Origin of the sequence: Microbacterium sp. OVT16B (assembly GCF_019969705.1) — a bacterium.
Lineage (GTDB): Bacteria > Actinomycetota > Actinomycetes > Actinomycetales > Microbacteriaceae > Microbacterium > Microbacterium natoriense.
Genome location: NZ_JAHXZA010000001.1, coordinates 1,986,716 through 2,006,544, shown reverse-complemented (window position 1 = coordinate 2,006,544; position 19,829 = coordinate 1,986,716). Strand labels below are relative to the sequence as shown.

At 69.7% G+C, this 19,829-nt stretch carries 18 protein-coding genes; all 18 read right to left on the bottom strand.

Annotation, left to right across the window (positions count from 1 at the left end):
* Window positions 1-21: 21 nt before the first annotated feature.
* The 18 genes from LC438_RS09490 to rpoZ all read right to left on the bottom strand — a co-directional run bounded on the left by LC438_RS09490 (window position 22) and on the right by rpoZ (window position 19,773).
* The gene (locus tag LC438_RS09490; RefSeq protein ID WP_105676284.1) at window positions 22-1,488 is read right to left on the bottom strand and encodes a glutamate synthase subunit beta; all 1,467 of its coding nucleotides are present in this window, start codon (window positions 1,486-1,488) and stop codon (window positions 22-24) included.
* Complete coding sequence (gene gltB, locus LC438_RS09485; RefSeq protein WP_105676285.1) at window positions 1,481-6,004, bottom strand: glutamate synthase large subunit; 4,524 nt, start codon at window positions 6,002-6,004, stop codon at window positions 1,481-1,483. Before gltB ends, LC438_RS09490 begins: the two co-directional genes overlap by 8 nt.
* A 134-nt stretch (window positions 6,005-6,138) precedes the next feature.
* Window positions 6,139-7,167, bottom strand: a complete 1,029-nt coding sequence (gene lgt, locus LC438_RS09480; RefSeq protein ID WP_105676286.1) for a prolipoprotein diacylglyceryl transferase — start codon at window positions 7,165-7,167, stop codon at window positions 6,139-6,141.
* A gap of 10 nt (window positions 7,168-7,177) precedes the next feature.
* Window positions 7,178-7,981 (bottom strand): tryptophan synthase subunit alpha, encoded by an 804-nt coding sequence (gene trpA, locus LC438_RS09475; RefSeq protein ID WP_223586408.1) that lies wholly within the window; start codon window positions 7,979-7,981, stop codon window positions 7,178-7,180.
* Window positions 7,978-9,186 (bottom strand): tryptophan synthase subunit beta, encoded by a 1,209-nt coding sequence (trpB, locus tag LC438_RS09470; RefSeq protein WP_105676289.1) that lies wholly within the window; start codon window positions 9,184-9,186, stop codon window positions 7,978-7,980. The genes trpA and trpB overlap by 4 nt, the downstream gene beginning before the upstream one ends.
* The gene (gene trpC, locus LC438_RS09465; RefSeq protein WP_105676291.1) at window positions 9,186-9,959 is read right to left on the bottom strand and encodes an indole-3-glycerol phosphate synthase TrpC; all 774 of its coding nucleotides are present in this window, start codon (window positions 9,957-9,959) and stop codon (window positions 9,186-9,188) included. Before trpC ends, trpB begins: the two co-directional genes overlap by 1 nt.
* Window positions 9,959-10,189, bottom strand: a complete 231-nt coding sequence (locus tag LC438_RS09460) for an HGxxPAAW family protein (RefSeq protein ID WP_105676292.1) — start codon at window positions 10,187-10,189, stop codon at window positions 9,959-9,961. The genes trpC and LC438_RS09460 overlap by 1 nt, the downstream gene beginning before the upstream one ends.
* 48 nt (window positions 10,190-10,237) lie before the next feature.
* The gene (locus LC438_RS09455) at window positions 10,238-10,828 is read right to left on the bottom strand and encodes a Trp biosynthesis-associated membrane protein (RefSeq protein WP_105676293.1); all 591 of its coding nucleotides are present in this window, start codon (window positions 10,826-10,828) and stop codon (window positions 10,238-10,240) included.
* The gene (hisI, locus tag LC438_RS09450) at window positions 10,828-11,184 is read right to left on the bottom strand and encodes a phosphoribosyl-AMP cyclohydrolase (RefSeq protein ID WP_105676294.1); all 357 of its coding nucleotides are present in this window, start codon (window positions 11,182-11,184) and stop codon (window positions 10,828-10,830) included. The genes LC438_RS09455 and hisI overlap by 1 nt, the downstream gene beginning before the upstream one ends.
* Window positions 11,181-11,942, bottom strand: coding sequence for an imidazole glycerol phosphate synthase subunit HisF (gene hisF / locus LC438_RS09445; RefSeq protein WP_105676295.1), 762 nt, complete (start codon window positions 11,940-11,942; stop codon window positions 11,181-11,183). The genes hisI and hisF overlap by 4 nt, the downstream gene beginning before the upstream one ends.
* Window positions 11,942-12,781: an ATP phosphoribosyltransferase gene (gene hisG, locus LC438_RS09440; protein WP_105676297.1), complete on the bottom strand. Its 840-nt coding sequence runs from the start codon at window positions 12,779-12,781 to the stop codon at window positions 11,942-11,944. The genes hisF and hisG overlap by 1 nt, the downstream gene beginning before the upstream one ends.
* A 38-nt stretch (window positions 12,782-12,819) precedes the next feature.
* Window positions 12,820-13,083 carry a phosphoribosyl-ATP diphosphatase gene (locus tag LC438_RS09435; protein WP_105676298.1) on the bottom strand — a complete coding sequence of 88 codons (264 nt, stop codon included), beginning with the start codon at window positions 13,081-13,083 and terminating at the stop codon, window positions 12,820-12,822.
* Window positions 13,080-13,763 carry a ribulose-phosphate 3-epimerase gene (gene rpe / locus LC438_RS09430; protein ID WP_105676299.1) on the bottom strand — a complete coding sequence of 228 codons (684 nt, stop codon included), beginning with the start codon at window positions 13,761-13,763 and terminating at the stop codon, window positions 13,080-13,082. Before rpe ends, LC438_RS09435 begins: the two co-directional genes overlap by 4 nt.
* Window positions 13,764-13,885: 122 nt before the next feature.
* Window positions 13,886-15,235, bottom strand: coding sequence for an RsmB/NOP family class I SAM-dependent RNA methyltransferase (locus LC438_RS09425; protein ID WP_223586407.1), 1,350 nt, complete (start codon window positions 15,233-15,235; stop codon window positions 13,886-13,888).
* 89 nt (window positions 15,236-15,324) lie between these two features.
* Entirely contained in the window at window positions 15,325-16,239 is a 915-nt protein-coding gene (gene fmt / locus LC438_RS09420; RefSeq protein ID WP_105676302.1) for a methionyl-tRNA formyltransferase, read from the bottom strand.
* Window positions 16,240-16,258: 19 nt separating this feature from the next.
* Complete coding sequence (locus tag LC438_RS09415) at window positions 16,259-18,217, bottom strand: hypothetical protein (RefSeq protein ID WP_105676304.1); 1,959 nt, start codon at window positions 18,215-18,217, stop codon at window positions 16,259-16,261.
* Window positions 18,218-18,233: 16 nt separating this feature from the next.
* Complete coding sequence (gene metK / locus LC438_RS09410) at window positions 18,234-19,427, bottom strand: methionine adenosyltransferase (RefSeq protein WP_105676305.1); 1,194 nt, start codon at window positions 19,425-19,427, stop codon at window positions 18,234-18,236.
* Window positions 19,428-19,515: 88 nt separating this feature from the next.
* Window positions 19,516-19,773 (bottom strand): DNA-directed RNA polymerase subunit omega, encoded by a 258-nt coding sequence (gene rpoZ / locus LC438_RS09405; protein ID WP_045258544.1) that lies wholly within the window; start codon window positions 19,771-19,773, stop codon window positions 19,516-19,518.
* Between the last annotated feature and the right edge of the window lie 56 nt (window positions 19,774-19,829).

Sequence of the window (19,829 nt, the reverse complement as noted above, 5' to 3'; positions counted from 1 at the left end):
GGCGACGGTGCCGCGCTCAGCCTACGCGGGCTGGAGTCCGATCGCGACATCCGTGGGCCGCACCGGCTCGGGGAGGACCGTCTCGCCCATGAGGAAGCGATCGACGTTGGCGGCCGCCGCGCGGCCCTCGGCGATCGCCCACACGATGAGCGACTGTCCGCGGCCTGCGTCCCCGGCGACGAACACGCCGGACACGGTGGATTCGTAGGACGCGTCGCGCTGGAAGTTGCCGCGGTCGGTCACCTGCGGACGCGTGTCCTCGGTGAACCCGTCCTGCTCGGGACCGGTGAATCCCATGGCGATCAGGACGAGATCGGCCGGGATCTCCCGCTCCGTGCCGCTCTTGGGCACTCGACGCCCGTCGACGTACTCGGTCTCGGCGACGCGCAGCGCACGGACCTCACCGACCTCGTTGGAGAGGAACTCGACGGTGGAGGCGAGGAACACCCGCTCACCGCCCTCCTCATGCGCGGAGGACACCTCGAAGACGGTCGGCATCATCGGCCAGGGCTGGTGGCCCGGACGCTCCGCACCCGGCTGCTGGCCGATCGCCAGGTTCGTCACGCTGAGAGCGCCCTGGCGGTGGGCGGTTCCGATGCAGTCGGCGCCGGTGTCACCGCCGCCGATGACGATGACGTGCTTGCCTTCGGCGGTGATCTGCTCCGTGACCTTGTCGCCCGCGACCGCGTGGTTCGACTCCACGAGGTACTCCATCGCGAAGTGGACGCCGTCGAGGTCTCGACCGGGGATCGCGAGATCACGAGGCACAGTGGAACCGGTCGCGATGACGACCGCGTCGTAGCGCGCACGGAGATCCGCCCAGGTGATGTCCTTGCCGATCTCGACGCCGGCGCGGAACCGGGTGCCCTCCTCCTGCATCTGGCGGAGGCGGGACTCGAGCTGCGACTTCTCCATCTTGAAGTCCGGGATCCCGTAGCGGAGCAGGCCGCCGATGCGGTCGTCGCGTTCGAACACGGCCACCGTGTGGCCGGCGCGGGTGAGCTGCTGCGCGGCCGCGAGTCCGGCGGGGCCCGATCCGACGACGGCGACCGTCTTGCCCGTGAGACGCGCCGGCGGCTGCGCCTCGACCCAGCCCTTGCTGAAGGCCTCGTCGATGATCGAGACCTCGATCTGCTTGATCGTGACGGCGGGCTGGTTGATCCCCAGCACGCAGGCGCTCTCGCAGGGAGCGGGGCACAGACGTCCTGTGAACTCGGGGAAGTTGTTCGTCGCGTGCAGCCGGTCGATCGCCGCGCGGCCCTCGCCGCGCCACGTGAGATCGTTCCACTCCGGGATCAGGTTGCCCAGGGGGCATCCCTGGTGGCAGAACGGCACGCCGCAGTCCATGCAGCGGCTCGCCTGGCGGCGGAGCACGGCCTGGTCGCCGGGCTCGTACACCTCTTTCCAGTCCATGATCCGTACCGGCACGGGGCGCCGGGCGGGGAGCTCGCGCTCCGTGACCTTCAGAAAACCTTTGGGATCAGCCACCGGTCACCTCCAGGATGCGGTTCCAGACGACGTCGCCGTCGGGGTCGATCCCCTCGGCCACTGCTTCCTCTCTCATGCTCCGCACGGCGGCGAAGTCACGCGGGAGGACCTTCACGAACTCTGCGGCGGTCTCTTCGAACCGCGACAGGATCTCCGATCCGAGCGGGGACGCGGTGCGCTCCACGTGCTCGGAGATCAGGCCTCTCAGCACTTCGAGATCTGCGCGGTCCAAGGGCATCAGCAGGAGTTCGCCGCTGCCGAGGGACTGCGCGTTGACCTTCGCGGTGTCGAGGGAGCGGACGTACGCCACTCCCCCGGACATTCCGGCGCCGAAGTTGCGTCCGGTCGAGCCGAGGATCACCGCGACGCCACCGGTCATGTACTCGAGCGCGTGGTCGCCCACGCCCTCGACGACGGCTGTGGCGCCCGAGTTGCGCACCAGGAACCGCTCTCCGACCACGCCGGAGAGGAACATCGAGCCGGAGGTCGCGCCGTAGCCGATCACGTTGCCCGCGATCACGTTGCGATGCGGTTCGATCGAGGAGCCGCGAGGCGGCCGGATCGTGATGTCGCCACCGGACAGGCCCTTGCCGACGTAGTCGTTGGCGTCGCCTTCGAGTCTCAGCACGATGCCCGATGGCATGAACGCGCCGAGAGACTGCCCGGCCGTGCCGTGCAGCGTCACATCGATCGTCTCGCGCGGGAGCCCGGCGGCGCCGTAGCGGGCGGTGACCTGATGGCCCAGCATCGTGCCGACCGCTCGTTCGGTGTTCGCGATCGGGAGCTCGATGACGACGTGCTCACCGTTCAGGAGCGCGCCCTTCGCGATGTCGATCAGCTGCACGTCGAAGTGCTTCTCGAGCTCGTGATCCTGCTCGCGCCCGCTGCGACGGGGCTCGCCCGCCGGGAAGGCGGGGCCGTCGAGGATCGGGCTGAGGTCGAGGCCCTCCGCCTTCCAGTGGTCGACGGCCGCGTTCACCTCGATGAGCTCGGCACGGCCGACGATCTCGTCGAGCGAGCGGAAGCCCAGCTCGGCAAGCAGCTCGCGAACCTCCTCCGCGATGAACTCCATGAAGTTCACCACGAACTCGGGCTTGCCGCTGAAGCGCTCGCGCAGCAGCGGATTCTGCGTCGCGACGCCCACCGGGCAGGTGTCGAGGTGGCACACGCGCATCATGATGCAGCCGCTGACCACCAGGGGCGCCGTGGCGAAGCCGAACTCCTCGGCGCCGAGGAGGGCGCCGATGATGACGTCACGACCGGTCTTGAGCTGCCCGTCGACCTGCACGACCACGCGGTCGCGCATGCCGTTGAGCATGAGCGTCTGCTGGGTCTCGGCGAGGCCGAGCTCCCACGGCGTCCCGGCGTGCTTGAGGGAGTTCAGCGGGCTCGCACCCGTGCCGCCGTCGTGCCCCGACACGAGGACCACGTCGCTGAGCGCCTTGGCGACACCCGCCGCGACGGCGCCGATGCCCGACTGGCTCACCAGCTTGGTGTGGATCCGCGCCTCGGGGTTCGCGCGCTTCAGATCGAAGATGAGCTGCTTGAGGTCTTCGATCGAGTAGATGTCGTGGTGCGGCGGCGGCGAGATGAGGCCGACGCCCGGTGTGCCGCCGCGTGTGCGGGCGACCCACGGGTACACCTTCTGCGGGGGCAGCTGACCGCCCTCACCCGGCTTGGCGCCCTGGGCGAGCTTGATCTGGATGTCGTCGGCCTCGGTGAGGTACAGGCTCGTGACGCCGAAGCGACCGGACGCGACCTGCTTGATCGCGCTGCGGCGCTCGGGGTCGAGAAGACGGTCGGAGTCCTCTCCGCCCTCACCGGTGTTCGACTTGCCGCCGATCCGGTTCATGGCGATCGCGAGGGTCTCGTGCGCCTCCTTCGAGATCGAGCCATAGCTCATCGCACCCGTCGAGAAGCGCTTGACGATCTCGGAGACCGGCTCCACCTCGTCCAGCGGGACGGGCTTGCGGGTGCCGGTGCGCAGACGGAACAGGCCACGCAGGGTCTTGAGCTCCGCAGCCTGGTCGTCGACGAGCCGCGTGTACTCGCGGAAGATGTCGTAGCGGCGCTCGCGGGTCGAGTGCTGCAGCTTGAAGACCGTCTCCGGGCTGAACAGGTGCGGGGAGCCGTCGCGGCGCCACTGGTACTCTCCACCGGTCCACAGGCGCTCGTGCGCCCTGGCCGCGGCATCCTCGGGGTACGCGTAGTCGTGCCTCGCCTGGTTCTCCGCGAAGATGTCCTCGATGCCGATGCCGCCGAGCTTGGACTCGGTGCGCGTGAAGTACGCGTCGATGAGCTCCTGGCTGAGGCCCACAGCCTCGAACACCTGCGCTCCGGCGTAGGACGACACCGTCGAGATGCCCATCTTGGACATGATCTTCAGCACGCCCTTGCCCAGGGCGTAGATCAGGTTGCGGACGGCCTTCTCCGGCGAGATGCCGGTGATGTAGCCGGTGCGCACGAGGTGCTCGACGGTCTCCATCGCGAGATACGGGTTGATCGCGGATGCTCCGTAGCCGATGAGCGTCGCGACGTGGTGCACCTCCCGGACGTCTCCGGCCTCGACGATCAGACCGACCTTCATCCGGTTCTCACGGCGGATCAGGTGGTGATGCACCGCGGAGAGCATGAGCAGCGACGGGATCGGCGTGAGGTCCTTGTTGGAGTCGCGGTCGGAGAGGATGAGGAACTCCGCCCCCTGCTCGATGGCCTCGTCGGCTTCGGCGCACATCTCCGTCAGCCGATCTTCGAGCGACTGGGGTCCGGCGTCGAAGTGGTAGAGCCCCTTGATGGTCACGCTGGAGCGGCCGGGGAGGGCCTTGTCGATGTGGCGGATCTTCGCGAGCTCGTCGTTGTCGATCACCGGGAAGTCCAGGGACACCGTGCGGGTGTGCTCCGGCCCCCAGCTCAGGAGGTTCGCCTCAGGGCCGAGTCCGAGCTTGAGGCTGGTGACGACCTCTTCACGGATCGAGTCCAGCGGCGGGTTCGTCACCTGGGCGAACTGCTGCGTGAAGTAGTCGAAGAGCAGGCGCGGACGCTTGCTGAGCACCGCGATCGGCGTGTCCGAACCCATGGCGCCGAGCGGTTCCACACCGGTCTGCCCCATCGGGGTCAGCAGGATGCGCACTTCCTCCTCGGTGTACCCGAAGGTCCGCTGACGGCGGGTGATCGAGGCGGGCGGATGCACGATGTGCTCGCGCTCGGGGAGATCGGCGAGCCGGACCGCGCCGGCATCCAGCCACTCCTGCCACGGGTGCAGCGTCGCGAGATCGCGCTTGATCTCCTCGTCTTCGATGATCCGGCGCTGCGCCGTGTCGACCAGGAACATCTTTCCCGGCTGCAGACGGCCGCGGCGCTTGATGCGCTCGGGCTCGAACGTGAGCACGCCGGTCTCGGAGCCGATGACGATGAGCCCATCGGTGGTCTCCGTCCAGCGACCAGGACGCAGACCGTTGCGGTCGAGCGTGGCGCCGACGAGGGTGCCGTCGGTGAAGATGAGCGCGGCGGGGCCGTCCCACGGCTCCATCTGGTTCGAGTGGTACTCGTAGAAAGAACGCAGCTCGGGGGAGATGTCGGACTGCTTCTCGTACGCCTCCGGGACCATCATCATGATGGCGTGAGGCAGGCTGCGGCCGGTGAGGGTCAGCAGCTCGAGCACCTCGTCGAAGGAGGCCGAATCGCTGGCCCCGTCGGTGCAGATCGGCAGGAGAGGCTCGACGTCGCCGAGCAGCTCCGACTCCAGCTGAGACTGCCGGGCGCGCATCCAGTTGCGGTTGCCGCCGACCGTGTTGATCTCGCCGTTGTGGGCGAGCATCCGCAGCGGCTGCGCGAGCGGCCACGAGGGGAAGGTGTTGGTCGAGTAGCGTGAGTGCACGACGGCGAGCTCGGACATGAACCGCTCGTCCTGCAGGTCGGGGTAGAACGGCTCGAGCTGCAGCGTCGTGACCATGCCCTTGTAGCCGAGCGTGCGGGCGGACAGCGAGACGAAGTAGGCGCCGAGCTCATGACCTGCGCGCTTGCGGAGACGATAGGCGATGCGGTCGAGGGCGATGCCTGTGAGCGGCGCCTGCGAGTGGGTCGCTCCCCCGGCGCTCACGAAGAGCTGCTCGAACGCGGGGCGAGCCTCATCGGCGAGCTTGCCCAGGTTCTCGTTGACCGTGGGCACCTCGCGCCATCCGAGGACGCGCAGGCCCTCGGCGCGGGCGATCTTCTCGATGCCGGCCTTCTGCTGGCGGCGTTCGCTGGAGTCACGCGGGAGGAACGCCAGACCCGCGGCGTACTCGCCGACCGGTGGCAGTTCGAAATCCGTGACCGCACGCAGGAACGCGTCGGGCATCTGCGTCAGGATGCCCGCACCGTCTCCGGTGCCGGCATCCGAGCCGATCGCACCGCGGTGCTCGAGGTTGCGCAGCGCTTCGAGCGCCAGCGCGATGATGTCGTGGCCCGCCTCGCCGCGCAGTGTCGCGACCATGGCAAGGCCGCAGGCGTCCTTCTCGAACGCCGGGTTGTACATGCCCTGCTTCGGGGGGTAAGCGCCGGAAGCGCCGTACGGAGGCTGAAAATACACCTGTACCGTCCTCAGATCTTCGAGTGACCCGGGGACGTCATTGGCCGGGCGAATGCAGTGTGGTCCTCACGGACCGGCGGCTATCGAGAGCCTTCCGCGTCCGTGGGAGCGGTGCTTGTGGCCCTGGCTCCTGCGGGGACTTCATCGACCGGAGGCTCACTCAGGTCTACGAAATCGGAGGGATTGTTCTGCGAGTCTACAACAGCGTCGAGATCCTTCCGACCTCGACCCGGCTGGTAGGGCGAGGGCTCCAGGCCGAGGTGACGACGCTGGACGACGAGGATGGCGAGACCGACGACGATGCCGATGATCGCGGCCCACACGTTGCTGCGCAGGCCGAGGATGATCTCGCTCGGGTCGATGCGGATCGACTCCCAGACGACGCGGCCGGCGCTGTACCAGATCAGGTAGATCGCGAACAGGCGGCCCCACTGGAGGGACGTGGCCTTGCGGCTCAGCCAGAGCAGAACGATGACGCCGAGGCCGTTCCAGATGACCTCGTACAAGAACGTCGGGTGGAACAGCGTGCCCTCGGCGAGACCGGGAGGGAATGCGGAGTTCGTGGACTCGATCTCGAGTCCCCAGGGCAGGTCGGTGGGCAGACCGAACAGCTCGTGGTTGAACCAGTTGCCGAAGCGTCCCATCGCCTGCGCGAGCAGAAGACCGGGCGCGAGGGCGTCGGCGAAGGTCCAGAAGCGGACGCCGGTCCACTTGCAGCCGAGGTAGGCGCCGATCGCACCGCCGATGAGGGCTCCGAAGATCGCGATGCCGCCCTCCCAGATCGCCCACACCGAGCCCGGCTCGAAGGGGTTCCAGGTGTTCTTGCCCTCGCCGAAGTAGAAGTTCGGGTGCGTGAGCACGTGGAAGATGCGCGCGCCGATGATTGCCAGGGGCACGGCGAGGATCGAGATGTCGATCACGACCCACGGCTCCGCGCCGCGCCGCGTGAGACGGTGGTTCGTCAGAAACACCGCGGCGACGATGCCGGCGATGATGCAGAGCGCGTAGAAGTGGATCCGGATCCCGGGCCAGATATCAATGTACGAGATCGGAGGACTGGGGATGCTGGCGAGCACGCTGGTGACGGTGCTGTGAAGCGCGAGGGGCATGAGTGCGATTCTAGTTCTCGTGTACGGGGCGTGCCGACGACGTGCCGACGGCCAGGTTTCGGGTGACTTCGGCGAGGGCGGGGAGGCCGCCGTCGCGCAGGGCTCGGACGAGTGCGGTGCCGACGATCGCGCCGTCCGCGTACTCCGAGACGCCGGCGATCTGCTCGGCGGTGGAGATGCCGATGCCGACGCAGGTGCGGGTCGCGCCGTGGGCGCGCAGGCGTCCGACCAGGGTGCGGGCCGCGCGGTCGAGTTCGGCGCGCTCCCCCGTGATGCCCATGGTGGAGACGGTGTAGATGAAGCCGGTGGACGCCGAGACGATGAGGTCGAGGCGTGCGTCCGTCGACGTCGGCGCGGCGAGGAACACGCGGTCCAGGCCGGTGCGCTCGCTGGCCGCGATCCACTCCCCTGCGACATCCGGCGTGATGTCCGGCGTGATGAGCCCGGCGCCGCCGGCGGCGAGGAGGTCGTCCGCATAGCGGTCGACCCCGTACTGGAACACGGGGTTCCAGTACGTCATGACGAGGACGGGCACGTCCGTTGCCGCCGTGATCGCGCGGACCGCCGTGAACAGATCCTTCATGGTGAAGCCGTTGGCGAGCGCCGCCGTGGTCGCCTCCTGGATCACGGCGCCGTCCATCACCGGGTCGCTGTACGGCGGACCCAGCTCGATGATGTCGACGCCGTTCTCTGCGAGGGTGAGGGCGGCCTGGATGCTGGTCTCGAGGTCGGGAAAGCCGACCGGGAGGTAGCCGACGAACACGCTGCGACCGGCGGCCTCGGCCTTCTGGATCGCCTCTTCGACGCGGCTCATCCGACTGCTCCCTCGTCGTACAGGTGGAAGTACTTGGCCGCTGTGTCCATGTCCTTGTCTCCGCGCCCGGAGAGGCACACCGCGAGGATCGCCTCGGGCCCGAGCTCGCGGCCGAGCCGCAGCGCGCCGGCGAGGGCGTGCGCCGACTCGATGGCGGGGATGATGCCCTCCGTGCGGCTGAGCAGCCGAAGCGCCTGCATCGCCTCGTCGTCGGTCGCCGGGATGTACTCGGCGCGCCCGATGTCGGCGAGCCAGGAGTGCTCCGGTCCGACTCCGGGATAGTCGAGACCAGCGGAGATCGAGTGCGACTCGATCGTCTGCCCGTCCTCGTCCTGCAGGACGTAGGTCTTCGAGCCGTGCAGGATGCCGGGGCGTCCGCGCTCGATGGAGGCGGCGTGCCTGTCGGTGTCGACGCCGTCGCCGGCCGCCTCGACCCCGTAGAGCTTGACGTCCTCGTCGTCGAGGAACGCGTCGAACATGCCGATCGCGTTCGAGCCGCCGCCGACACATGCGATGACGGCATCCGGGAGCCTGCCCGCCTCGTCGAGGAGCTGCTGGCGCGCCTCTTCGCCGATGATCTTCTGGAAGTCGCGCACCATCGCCGGGAACGGATGCGGGCCCGCCGCCGTGCCGAAGATGTAGTTGGTCGTCTCGACTGACGCGACCCAGTCGCGGTAGGCGTCGTTGATCGCGTCCTTGAGCGTGCGGGATCCCGAGGTGACCGCGACCACTTCTGCCCCGAGGAGGCGCATACGGGCGACGTTCAAGGCCTGGCGCTCGGTGTCGACCTCGCCCATGTAGATCGTGCAGTCCAGGCCGAACAGCGCCGCCGCGGTGGCCGTGGCGACACCGTGCTGTCCTGCCCCGGTCTCGGCGATCACGCGGGTCTTGCCCAGTCGCTTGGTCAGCAGGGCCTGCCCGAGGACGTTGTTGATCTTGTGCGACCCGGTGTGGTTGAGGTCCTCGCGCTTGAGGAAGATCCTCGCGCCGCCGGCGTGCTCGGCGAAGCGCTCCACCTCGGTGAGCGGAGACGGACGGCCCGCGTAGGAGCTCAGGAGACCGGCGAGCTCGGCGCGGAACGCCGGGTCGGCGATCGCGTCGGCGTAGGCCTCGGTGAGTTCGTCGATCGCGGCGATCAGCGACTCGGGCATGTAGCGCCCGCCGTAGTCGCCGAAGAGCGGTCCGTGCTGGTCACGGAGACTCATCACACCTCCAGGAAGGTCTTGAGCGTGGCGACCGGATCGCCCGTGACGAGCGCCTCTCCGATCAGGACGACGTCTGCACCGGCCGAACGGTAGTGCGTGACATCTGCGGGGGTGAGCACCGCGGACTCGGCGATCTTGACCGCGGAGTCCGGGATGCGATCGACCAGGCGGCCGAAGAGGTCGCGGTCGAGCTCGAGCGTCTTCAGATCGCGTGCATTGACCCCGATGAGCGGCGAGCCGAGATCGATCGCCGCCTCGAGCTCGTCGGCCGAATGGGTCTCGACGAGCGGGGTCATGCCCAGCTCGGTGATGAAGCCGAACAGGTCGCGCAGCACCGCGGGCTCAAGGCCCGCGACGATGAGCAGCACGAGGTCGGCTCCGGCGGCGCGCGCCTCGAGCACCTGGTAGCGCGTCGCGATGAAGTCCTTGCGCAGCACGGGCAGGGACACCCGGGCCGTCACGGCCTCGAGGTCGGCCAGACTGCCGCCGAAGCGGCGCTCCTCGGTGAGGACGCTGATCGCGGATGCGCCGCCCGTCTCGTACAGCGACGCCTGATGAGCGGGATCGGGGATCTCCGCGAGGGCGCCGCGCGACGGGCTCGCGCGCTTGACCTCGGCGATGATCTTGACGCGCTCAGCGGGAGCGAGGAAGGCCAGTGCGTCCTTGGCAGCCGGGCGTGCGAGAGCAGCGCGCTCGACCTCGGCGAGAGGCCTCGTGAGGGCACGACGCTCTGCGTCTGCGACTGCGCCGGCCGTCAGGTCGGCGAGGACCACTAGTGGCCCTTCGGCTGGTACTTGGGGCCCTTCACGCCGTAGCCGGCCTTGGCCATGATCCAGCCCACGAGGGCGCCGATCGGGATGATCACGACGGAGGCCCACACGAGCGCCGGCTGCTCGAAGCAGAACGCGACGGTGGCCAGCGTGAAGCCCAGGAGCATGATGATCACGGCCGTCCAGGCCGCAGGCGAGTGTCCGTGGCCGGGGTCAGCGATCGGGTTGGTCATGTTCTCCTCCGGGGGACGACGTGCAGGATCGGTTTCAGTCTATCGGTGTCAACGAGTGGGATCGGTTCCGCGCGACAGCTCGTCCCAGGAATCGACGGCGTCGACCGGACCGGCCGTCGGCGTCGAGGGCGCGGCATCGGTCGCATAGCGGCGTCCGCCCTTCTTCCAGGCCCGTCCTGTGAGCAGGACCACCACGGATGCTGCGAGCAGGACGACCCATCCGACCAGCGCGATCACCGGCCACGCGGTGGGCACGATGGCCTTCACCACGTCGGACAGGGCGTCACCGCCGGCGAGTCCCGTCGTCTCGGTCACGGTCGAGCGGACGGCGCTCACCGGAGCGGTCAGCAGGAGCTGGAGCGTGGTCCATCCGAGCAGCAGCGCGGTCGCCCCGGCCAGAACCCCGAACACGAGGCGCAGCGCGCGCCCGGTGATCGACAGGGCCGCTCCGAGAGCGAGCACGGCGAGGCTCAGGGGCGCGAGAAGCGGGACCGCGGATGCACCGGGGACGAGGATGTCCGCCCCGGCATCCGCCCGCTGCACCGTCAGCCAGGTCTGCGTCGACGAGATGATGCCGATCGCCCCGCCGAGGAGGAACCCGGAGACGGAGATCGAGCGCCCTCTGCGCACAAGGTCCATCAGGAGTCCGTCCCGACGACCGCGTCCAGGTCGGTCGTGTCGAAGCAGGTGCGGGTCCCGGTGTGGCACGCGGGGCCGGTCTGCTCGACGAGGAGCAGGATCGCGTCGCCGTCGCAGTCGAGGCGCGCCTCCCGCACGACCTGGATGTGGCCGGAGGTGTCGCCCTTGCGCCAGTACTCCTGACGCGAGCGCGACCAGTAGACGGCGCGGCCTGATGTGAGCGTGCGACGCAACGCCTCGGCATCCACCCAGGCGAGCATGAGGACCTCGCGCGTGTCCCACTGCTGCACGATGACGGGGGCGAGGCCGTCGGCGTTGAATGCGACCTGCGCGATGCGCTCCTCGATGTCGCTCATCGGACGAGAACCCCTTCCGCGCGCAGCGCGTCCTTGACGTCGCCGACCGTGAGCGCTCCGGTGTGGAACACGCTCGCGGCGAGAACGGCATCCGCACCCGCCTTGATCGCGGGAGCGAAGTGCGACGCGGCTCCCGCTCCGCCCGAGGCGATGACCGGCACGGATGCGGTCTCGCGCATGAGGCGGACGAGTTCGAGATCGAACCCGTCCCTGGTGCCGTCGGCGTCGATCGAGTTCACGAGCAGCTCCCCCGCTCCCCGCTCCGCGGCCTCACGGGCCCACTCCAGCGCATCCAGCGTGGTCTGCTGGCGGCCGCCGTGGGTCGTCACGACGAATCCGGACGGCGTGGTGTCGGCGCGCTTGACGTCGAGGGACAGCACGAGCACCTGCGCCCCGAAACGGTCGGCGATCTCGCCGATGAGCTCGGGGCGGGCGATCGCCGCCGAGTTCACCCCGACCTTGTCGGCGCCGACGGCCAGGAGCCGCGCCACATCGTCGACGCTGCGGACTCCCCCGCCGACGGTGAGGGGGACGAACACCTGCTCCGCGGTGCGCTGCACCACGTCGTAGGTCGTGGCCCTGGCGTCGACGGTCGCGGTGACGTCGAGGAAGGTGATCTCGTCAGCCCCCTGCGCCGCATAGTGCCGCGCGAGCTCCACCGGGTCGCCCATGTCACGGAGATTCTCGAAGTTGACGCCCTTGACGACGCGGCCATCGGCCACGTCGAGGCACGGGATGACGCGACTGGCGAGCGTCATCAGAGCCTCGCGGCGTGAATGGCGGTGACGAGGATCGCCCGTGCCCCGAGCGCGTAGAGGTCGTCCATCACCTGATTGACGCCACGACTAGGCACCATCACGCGCACGGCGACCCAGGAGGGGTCACGCAGCGGCGAGATGGTCGGGGACTCGCGGCCGGAGGCGATGGCCACGGCCTGGTCGACGAGGTCTGCGGGGAGGTCGTAGTCGAGCAGCACGAAGCGCCGCGCGACCATGACGCCGCGCAGACGGCGCAGCAGCGTGTCGGTGCCCTCGGCCTCGCCGGGGCGGCTGATCAGGACAGCCTCGGACTCGAGGATGACCGGACCGAAGATCTCGAGGCCGGCCTGACGCAGCGTCGTGCCGGTGGAGACGACGTCGGCGACGGCATCCGCCACACCGAGCCGCACAGCCGACTCGACCGCGCCGTCGAGCTGGACGAGCTCGGCGTCGACACCGCGCTCACGGAGGAACGCGCCGACGAGTCCCGGGTATGCGGAGGCGACGCGCACGCCGTTGAGGTCCTCCACGGACGTGAAGCGACCGGGAGGGCCCGCGAAGCGGAACGTCGACCCGCCGAAGCCGAGCTGCTCGATCTCACGCGCGGACCGCTGCACGTCGAGCAGCAGGTCGCGGCCGGTGATGCCCACGTCGAGGGCTCCGGAGGAGACGTAGGTCGCGATGTCACGGGGACGGAGGAAGAAGAACTCGACGTCGTTCTCGGCGTCGATGACGTGCAGGGTCTTCGGGTCGCGACGACCGGCATAGCCGGCCTCCGCGAGCATCTCGGCGGCGGTCTCGGAGAGAGAGCCCTTGTTGGGAACAGCAATGCGCAGCATGATCGGCTTTCAGATCGGATCGGAAGTGTCGGAGCGCATCACAGATGTCGGTAGACGTCCGCGAGGGAGAGTCCCTTCGCGATCATCATCACCTGCAGGTGGTACAGCAGCTGCGAGATCTCCTCGGCAGCGGCCTCGTCGGATTCGTACTCGGACGCCATCCACACCTCGGCGGCCTCCTCCACGATCTTCTTGCCGATCGTGTGGACCCCGCCGTCGAGCTCGGCGACCGTACCCGATCCCTCGGGGCGAGTCTCCGCCTTCAGGCTGAGCTCCGCGAACAGTTCGTCGAAAGTCTTCACGATTCCAGGCTAGCGGCTCTGGCGAGCTCTCTCAGCCGGGTGACGGCCGCTTCGACGTCATCGGCGCCGTAGACCGCCGAACCGGCGACGAACGTGTCGGCGCCGGCGGCCGCGGCGATCTCGATCGTGCTGTCGGCGATGCCGCCGTCGACCTGGAGCCAGACGGAGGATCCACGGCGCTTCGCCTCATCGGCGAGCCCGCGCAGCTTGGGCATGGTCTCGCCCATGAATCCCTGTCCCCCGAATCCAGGCTCGACCGTCATCACGAGGATCTGGTCGAACTCGTCGAGGATGTCGTAGAGCCCGTCGGCGGGCGTGCCGGGCTTGACCGCCACCCCCGCGCGTGCGCCGATGCTGCGGAGCCTCCGGGCGAGTGCGACCGGATCCGACGCCGCCTCCAGGTGGAAGGTGACGCTGGCCGCCCCCAGCTCGGCGTACCCCGGCGCCCAGCGGTCGGGATCCGTGATCATCAGGTGCACGTCGAGCGGGATCGGGCTCGTCGCCTGGATGCGCTCGACCATCTGCGGCCCGAACGTGAGGTTCGGCACGAAGTGGTTGTCCATGACGTCGACGTGCGCGAAGTCGGCGGACGCGATCTTCGCGAGATCGCGCTGCATGTTCACGAAATCCGCGGCGAGGATGCTGGGGTTGATGCGGGGGGCTGCGGGAAGGTCGGCCATGCGCCCATTATCCCTGGTGCGGGCGCGCCCTCCCCTGCAACGGCGGACGTCGATCCGGCCGCGACGGACCCGTCGGCGTCAGATCGGCGTCGCCAGGCGATGCCCGCGGAGCAGCGCCGCTGTCAGGACCGCTTCCGGATGAGCGCGAGGAACATCGCGTCGGTTCCGTGACGGTGGGGCCAGAGCTGCACGCGCCCTGACCCGTCGTCGCCGAGATCGATGGGCGAGTCCGACACGTCGGCGAGGATCGCGCGGGCGTCGATCTCCTCGGCATCCGTGCGCGTGCGCAGCACCTCCTGCACGACACCCGTCGTCTCGGCGAGGTGCGGTGAGCAGGTGACGTACGCGACGATCCCACCGGTGACGAGCGCGTCGATCGCTCCCGAGAGCAGCTCGGTCTGCAGGGGCACGAGCTCGGCCACGTCGGCGGGCGACTTTCGCCAGCGCGCCTCCGGTCTGCGCCGCAGCGCCCCGAGACCGGTGCAGGGCGCGTCCACGAGGATGCGGTCGAATCGGCCGGGGTGCGCGGCCGTGAAGGCACGACCGTCCTCCTCGTGCACGATCACCTCGCCGGGGACGGGCTCGAGGGCGTTGCGGACGAGACCTGCGCGCGCCGGGACCACTTCGTTGGCCTCGAGAACGGCGCCGTGCTCATGGGCGATCGCCGCCAACAGGGCCGTCTTGCCACCGGGGCCCGCGCAGAGGTCGAGCCAGCGCTCGCCGTCTCTGATCGGGGCCGCGTCGGCGAGGGCGAGGGCGACCAGCTGCGAGCCCTCGTCCTGCACACGGACGGCGCCGCCGGATGCCGAGACGATCCGATGCGGGTCTCCGCCCGGCGATCCGAACGCCGTCGAAGCGTAGGGACGCCGCGGCTCCCCCGTGGGCGCGAGCCCCGGTAGAGCGACCAGAGTGACCTCTGGTGACAGGTTGTCGGCCTCGAGAAGGGTCTCGAGCTCCTCGGCGCGCCCCTCCGCCGCGAGTGCGCGACGCAGGGCTCGGATGATCCAGACCGGGTGCGCGCTGCGCAGTGCGAGTCGCTCGTCGTCGGAGCGGGCATCGGCCTCGATGCGGTCCTGCCACTCCCCCGGCGTCTCCCGGGAGATGCGGCGCAGCACCGCGTTGGCGAAGCTCGCCGCTCCGCGCCCCTGCACGGAGGCGACGAGGTTGACCGACTCGTTCACCGCAGCGTGCGAGGCGACCCTCGTCGCGAGCAGCTGGTGCGTCGCCAGCCGCAGCGCGTCGAGGACGGCCGGATCGATGTCGGATGCCGGTCGATCAGCGGCGGCCGCGATGATGGCGTCGTAGGTGCCGCGGCGGCGGAGCGTTCCGTAGGTGAGCTCGGTCGCGAGGGCAGCGTCCTGCGGGTTCAGCTGCGCGTCGGCGATCACGGACGGCAGCATCAGGTTGGCGTAGGCATCGGCATCCGACACGGCGCGCAGCACGTCGTAGGCGACGCGTCGAGCGGGCTGCACGGTCCGAACGGGTCCACGCGGGGACTGGGATCTGTTCTGCGGAGAGGGACGTCGCTGGGAAGACCGTCCGTCACGCTGTCGCTCGCCGCTCACAGCCCTGCTCGCAGACCTTCGGAGCGCTGGCCGCGCCACCAGTCGACGGCGTTCATCGCTCCCTTGCCCGCCGGTTGCACCCGGGTGACCGCAAGTGGCGCCGATCCGGTGCCGATGAGCAGGGCGCTCTTGGTCGAGACGATCTCCCCTGGCTCCAGCGGGTTCTCCGCGGATGGCGCCGCGTCGAGGATCTTCACCCTGACGCCCTCCACGGTCGTGTGGGCCCCCGGTTCGGGAGTCACGCCGCGGAACCTGGAGAACACCTTCTCCAGCGGCTGGGTCCAGTCGAGGAGGCCGTCTTCCAGGGACAGCTTGGGAGCGAAGGACTCCTGCCCGGTCTGCGGAACCGCCTGAGCGGTGCCGTCGGCGATGCCCGCGACGACGTCTGCGGTGAGCGCCGCGCCGTCGATCGCCAGTGCGTCGAGCGCGGCATCCGCCGTCGCATCAGCGGGGACGTCCACCGTGCGCATCGCGAAGACGTCACCGGCGTCGAGGGCGGGAACCAGCTGGAACACGCTCGCCCCGAGCTCGGCGTCTCCGGCGATCAGCGCCCGCTGCACCGGCGCGGCGCCGCGCCAGGCGGGGAGGAGGGAGAAATGCAGGTTGATCCATCCGTGCACCGGCGCGGACAGCAGCGGCTCGCGGACGAGGCCTCCGTACGCCACGATCACGCCGAGTTCCGCGCCGAGGGCGGTGATGGCTGTGGTGGCGGCGTCGTCGAGGCGCGGCGTCTTGATGATCGGGAGGCCGAGCTCGTCGGCGGCCTGGGCCACCGGCGACGGCGTCAGGATCCGCTTGCGTCCGAGCGGCGCATCGGGCCGGGTGACGACCGCGGCGATGTCGTGATCCGCCGCGAGGCGGCGGAGGGTGGGTACGGCAGCCGACGGCGTGCCGGCGAAGACGAGGCGCATGAAAGGTTCTCCGGAAGGGTTAGAGCTCTGGATCGAGGATATCGAGGCGGACCGAGAGTGTGCTGCGGTTCGTGCGTCCCTTGCGGCGACGGGTGCTGACGGCTTCGGCGACGACCGAGGCCCGCAGGGTCGCCGCGACACGGCTGCCAGCGCCGTAGTCGAACCGCACGAGAGCACGCACCCGCTGGGGGACGTCGTCGGACTCGATGGGCACGGGTCCCAGCACGGCATCCCGGGGCAGGGCGAGTTCGGCCAGCGATTCGAGCGCCCGTCCGACCGCCGCCTGGGTTCCCTCGACCAGCGCGACCCTGGCCGACGGCGGCATGTGCAGCGGGGCGCGCTCGGCGAGTTCGGCGCGCGCATAGCCCGCCTGATTCCAGGTCGCGAGAGCGCGGGCGACCCCGCCGTCGACGCCCACGAGATGCACGGGCGCCCCTGGCGCGGCGAGGGCTGCGGCATTGGACCACCAGCGAAGGCAGGCCTCTCCGATGCGGAGATCGGGCGCCTGCAGCATGCGAGGACCGTCCAGCAGCACGACGGCGCGGAAGCCGCCGTCTGCGAGGGGCTCCGCTCCCCTGGTGGCGACGACCAGTGCGGGCTTGTCGGCCACGCGCTCGACCGGGTGTGCGCTGTCGGCGACGATCACGCGGATGCCGGGGAACGCGCGGCCGAGCTCGTCGGCGGTCCGCTCGCTGCCGGAGGAGGCGAGACGCAGCTGCGTCGAGGAGCAGGAGGGGCAGGCCCACGCCCGTGCTCCCCTGCCGCACCAGCCGCACACCGGCACCGCTCCCCGGTGCGCCGCTCCGAGGGGTCCGCCGCAGTGGGCGCATCGCGCAGGGGCCCGGCACTCGGCGCACACGAGCGAGGGGGCGAATCCTGGTCGGGACACCTGCACGAGGACAGGCCCCTCGGATGCCGCGGTACGCGCCGAGAGGAAGGCCGACGACGGCATCCGCTGCGGCGACTGCTGCTCCATCTCCTGCGGGGTGGCGAGGATCACGCGCGGCATGACGCGGCGGGCGGCCCTGACGTCCTGCAGCCACCCGTGCGCGACGAGCCGCTCGACGTCGGTCGTCCGGGTGTGGCCCGCGAAGATGAGTGCGGATCCCTCTTCTCCCTGGCGGAGGAGAGCCACATCGCGAGCGTTCGCATAGGGGGCGAGCGGCTCGCCGAGCAGCGGGTCTCCGTCGTCCCAGATGGCGACGAGACCGGCCCTCGTCGGCGCGTAGACCGCGGAGCGGTTGCCGACGACGATGCACGGCGCGTCCTCGAGAGAGCGGAGGAACGAGCGGTAGCGGTCGGGGTTCGTCTGCCGTGAGTCGTAGCGCGCGACCGCCTCCGCCGGCACGAGTCGTTCGAGAGCGGCGAGGAGCCGATCCAGGTCCCGGTGGTCGGGGACCACGAGGATGCTCGAGCGACCGGACGCCAGCATCCTCGTCGCCGCCGAAGCCAGCAGCAGAGCCCACCCCGGCGTGTCCGCCTGCAGCTGGGGAATGGCCTCGACGGCTGCGCGACCGCCGTCATCGAGCACGTCGGCGAGGCCGTCGTAGGCGGAGACCACGTCGTCGGCGCTGGCCTGCGCGTCGGCGGAGGGGATGACGGCGGGCGCATCCGCCGTCCAGGCCTTCTCGACGCGGACCTGGCGCTTCGGGATCACGAGCCGGAGAACGTCGGATGCCGAGCCCGCCGCACGGTCGGCGACCCGGCGGGCGAGGCTGTGCAGACGCTCGGGGAGGACGGCGACCGTCGACACGACGCTGTCCACTTCCGACAGCGGGCGATCCGCGTCGTCCTCCGTGTCGATCTCGACGACGTACCCGTCGATCACGCGTCCTGCGGTGCGCAGCGGCACTCGGACGCGCACCCCGAGCGGCACGTCGCCGAGCGCGTCGGGCAGCGAGTAGTCGAAGAGCCGATCGAGCTGCGGCAGCGGCGAGTCCAGGAGCACGCGCGCGATGCGTCGGCTCTGCGTCGTCATCAGAGGCGACTCGCCGTCAGAGCCCGGCGGCGCGACGAAGCTCTTCGGCGCGGTCGGTGCGCTCCCACGTGAAATCGGGCAGCTCCCGGCCGAAGTGCCCGTAGGCGGCGGTCTGCGCGTAGATCGGACGCAGGAGGTCGAGCTCCTCGATGATCGCCTGCGGGCGCAGGTCGAAGACCTTCGTGATCGCGGCGATGATGGCGTCGTCCGACACCGCACCGGTGCCGAACGTCTCGACGTACAGGCCGACGGGGCGCGCGACGCCGATCGCGTAGGCGACCTGCACTTCGAGTCGCTCCGCGAGACCCGCCGCCACGGCGTTCTTCGCGACCCAGCGGGTCGCGTACGCGCCGGAGCGGTCGACCTTGGACGGGTCCTTGCCGCTGAAGGCGCCGCCGCCGTGCCTCGCGGCGCCGCCGTAGGTGTCGATGATGATCTTGCGTCCGGTCAGACCGGCATCGCCCTTCGGTCCTCCGGTCACGAACGGACCGGCGGGGTTGATGTAGAAGGTGACGTCGTCGAGGTCGAGACCCGTCGTCGCCAGCACAGGATCGATGACGTGCTTGCGGACCTGCGCCTTGAGATCGTCCTGGGAGATGTCGGGATTGTGCTGCGTGGACAGCACGACGGCGTCGACGGTCTTCGGCGTGAAGCCGTCGTAGCCCAGCGTGACCTGGGTCTTGCCGTCGGGGCGCAGGAAGGGCAGCAGCCCGGATCGGCGGACCTCGGTCAGGCGCTCCGCGAGGCGGTGCGCCGTCCACGCGGCCATCGGCATGAGCTGAGGGGTCTCGTTCGTCGCGAAGCCGAACATGATGCCCTGGTCCCCTGCGCCGAGACCGTCCAGCGGGTCGGTCGACGTGCCGTCGCGGTGCTCCTGTGCGTTGTCGACGCCGCTCGCGATGTCACCCGACTGCTCGCCCACCGAGACGCTCACACCGCACGAGGAGCCGTCGAAGCCCGTCTCGCTCGAGGTGTAGCCGATGCCGTTCACGACGTCGCGGACGATCGTGGGGATGTCGACGTACGCCTCGGTGCGGATCTCGCCGGCGACGTGGACGAGGCCGGTCGTGACCAGCGTCTCCACGGCGACGCGGGAGCCGGAGTCCTTGGCGAGGAGCGCGTCGAGGATGCTGTCGGAGATCTGGTCGCAGATCTTGTCCGGGTGCCCTTCGGTGACGGACTCGGACGTGAACAGACGCAGCGCGCTCATCAGGACTCCAGAACGGGATCGAAGGGTGTGAGGGTGTGAACCCATTCTGAACCGCGCCGCCGACAATGCGGCGGCGCGGCTCCGAATATCACTCTGCGTGACGCAGGCGGAGCTTGTCCTCGTTGATCTCGTGCAGCGCGATGGTCAGCGGCTTGTCCTCGACGGACGAGTCGACGAGCGGCCCCACGTTGTCGAAGAGGTTACCCTCGTGCAGGTCGGAGTAGTAGTCGTTGATCTGACGCGCGCGCTTCGCCGCGTAGATGACGAGCTCGTACTTGGAGTCGACACGGTCGAGCAGGTTGTCGATGGGGGGATCGATGATGCCCTTGTTGTGGTGTCCGGCCATGATGGGACCTCCTGATAAGGCGACGGGTTCGTCGCGAAGACGGTGCAATGGGCGCG

Excerpts from the sequence above, each read along its gene's own strand:
- gltB (WP_105676285.1), bottom strand. The coding sequence starts at position 6,004 with ATGTACAACCCGGCGTTCGAGAAGGACGCCTGCGGCCTTGCCATGGTC.
- lgt (WP_105676286.1), bottom strand. The coding sequence starts at position 7,167 with ATGCCCCTCGCGCTTCACAGCACCGTCACCAGCGTGCTCGCCAGCATC.
- trpA (WP_223586408.1), bottom strand. The coding sequence starts at position 7,981 with ATGAGCCGCGTCGAAGAGGCGATCCAGAAGGCCGAGGCCGCCGGTCGC.
- trpB (WP_105676289.1), bottom strand. The coding sequence starts at position 9,186 with ATGAGTCTCCGTGACCAGCACGGACCGCTCTTCGGCGACTACGGCGGG.
- LC438_RS09460 (WP_105676292.1), bottom strand. The coding sequence starts at position 10,189 with ATGACCAACCCGATCGCTGACCCCGGCCACGGACACTCGCCTGCGGCC.
- LC438_RS09455 (WP_105676293.1), bottom strand. The coding sequence starts at position 10,828 with ATGGACCTTGTGCGCAGAGGGCGCTCGATCTCCGTCTCCGGGTTCCTC.
- hisI (WP_105676294.1), bottom strand. The coding sequence starts at position 11,184 with ATGAGCGACATCGAGGAGCGCATCGCGCAGGTCGCATTCAACGCCGAC.
- hisF (WP_105676295.1), bottom strand. The coding sequence starts at position 11,942 with ATGACGCTCGCCAGTCGCGTCATCCCGTGCCTCGACGTGGCCGATGGC.
- hisG (WP_105676297.1), bottom strand. The coding sequence starts at position 12,781 with ATGCTGCGCATTGCTGTTCCCAACAAGGGCTCTCTCTCCGAGACCGCC.
- rpe (WP_105676299.1), bottom strand. The coding sequence starts at position 13,763 with ATGGCCGACCTTCCCGCAGCCCCCCGCATCAACCCCAGCATCCTCGCC.
- fmt (WP_105676302.1), bottom strand. The coding sequence starts at position 16,239 with ATGCGCCTCGTCTTCGCCGGCACGCCGTCGGCTGCCGTACCCACCCTC.
- LC438_RS09415 (WP_105676304.1), bottom strand. The coding sequence starts at position 18,217 with ATGACGACGCAGAGCCGACGCATCGCGCGCGTGCTCCTGGACTCGCCG.
- metK (WP_105676305.1), bottom strand. The coding sequence starts at position 19,427 with ATGAGCGCGCTGCGTCTGTTCACGTCCGAGTCCGTCACCGAAGGGCAC.
- rpoZ (WP_045258544.1), bottom strand. The coding sequence starts at position 19,773 with ATGGCCGGACACCACAACAAGGGCATCATCGATCCCCCCATCGACAAC.